Genomic DNA, 1,502 nt, shown 5'->3' with positions numbered 1-1,502 from the left:
GATATGAGCCTCGTCCCGCTCCACTGAGCGCAGCTGCAGGTACTGTTTCAGAATCGTTTGGGCTGCGGGAATCGTTAACAGCGTGTCCCCGGCATCTAAGTAAATCATTGGGTATTCCTGAATGGATTTAGACATACAGACTCCTTCATGTTCTCAAAAATAGCACCCTATTAGTTTACCACATTTACTAAAGGATGAGAAAAACCACAAAAAAGCCTCCCCCGGATCTCCGTGAGAAGGCACATTATTTCCTTTTATTAACCTTAAATAGGGTTAAACATCTCTAATATGCGTTTGGTCAAAGTTTGGCGGATTGAACCAGTTGCCCCCACTGGCTACCCAAGTGGAATCCAGCGGCACCCACATMTTGGACTCTTTCAGGTACACTTCGTTCCAAGCGTGAGGCCCGTAGCTGCCCTGCCCGTCATAGCCAAGGCCCGTTACGACCTTAACATCCAGACCTACAGCTCTAGCCATTTGGGCGTATAGCCTTGAATAATCGATACACACCCCTTCGCGGGTGTTGAACGTATCCTCTGGTGTCTGTTCCTTCCAAATGCGCTGTTCTTCATACAGCTTCACTTTATCCCAATCGTACTGGACCCGGCTGCCCACCCATTTGTACAGCAGCTTCGCTTTCTCTTCGTCTGTCGTGCCACTGGCGGTTACCTCTTTGGCCGCATCTACGATGTTGCCAGGCACCTTTGCATCCAGAACTTCATATTTCCGTTGTAAAATGTTCGTGAATTCCTGCTCCACCGCCCTGGTAAACACCGGCACCTTATCGGCTATGAAATCTCCCGTGAAAGGGGAAATGACTTCCTTCGCTCCTTTTTGATACATCTGAGAGGACTCGATATAAGGGGTCACCATGGAATGCGGGAATAAAGTCACATAGATGAACAAAACGGCAATGAGAATGAGCGCTCGCGCGAAACCGGCTACGGAGCCGATAGCCCCCCCAGAGACCGAGGAGATAAACGAATTGCTGCGTTCCCGATAAGGGTCGCGATGAGCCAGCCAATGTCCGATCAACGGGTCAATCAACAGGTTCAGAAGCTGCTTCACAATTATATAACCGAGTAAAAATAAAACGCCAAAACGCAGTAACGGGAAATCACGAATGCTTGTCAAAGCCGTATAATACGCTTGTTTGAGCGCGCTAATCTCTACGGATGGCACTTGCAAATTCTGAGCCTTCAGCCAGGTTTGAATCAAAGGTGAAACGAGCTGTACGCCTTTCCATGCAACGAACATGGACAAGATGACGACGACCGCCTCCACGAGCATGGAGAGCAGATATTTCGCGGACCCAGACCCGCCCCGGAGAAAACCTTGAAGGACAGATCCTGCGAAAGTGAGCACAATCACAATGGATATGAAGTTTATTGAATTGGCTTTGAACCAGGAAATATCCGTCATGACCGCTCACCATCCCTACTCATTTTTCTACTAACCTGCGTTTTTCTTCGCTTGCTCAATGAAAGCATTCACTGCGGCAT

At 48.6% G+C, this 1,502-nt stretch carries 1 protein-coding gene; it reads right to left on the bottom strand.

All coding sequences use genetic code 11. From position 1 onward, the window contains the following. Positions 1-273 precede the first annotated feature (273 nt). Complete coding sequence (locus tag AC1DUA_RS37130; protein WP_477504490.1) at positions 274-1,422, bottom strand: transglutaminase domain-containing protein; 1,149 nt, start codon at positions 1,420-1,422, stop codon at positions 274-276. Positions 1,423-1,502 lie beyond the last annotated feature (80 nt).

This window comes from Paenibacillus sp. 01T422, from assembly GCF_056398785.1.
Note: the sequence above shows the minus strand (reverse complement) of the source record. Positions and strands in the feature narration are given on the sequence as shown.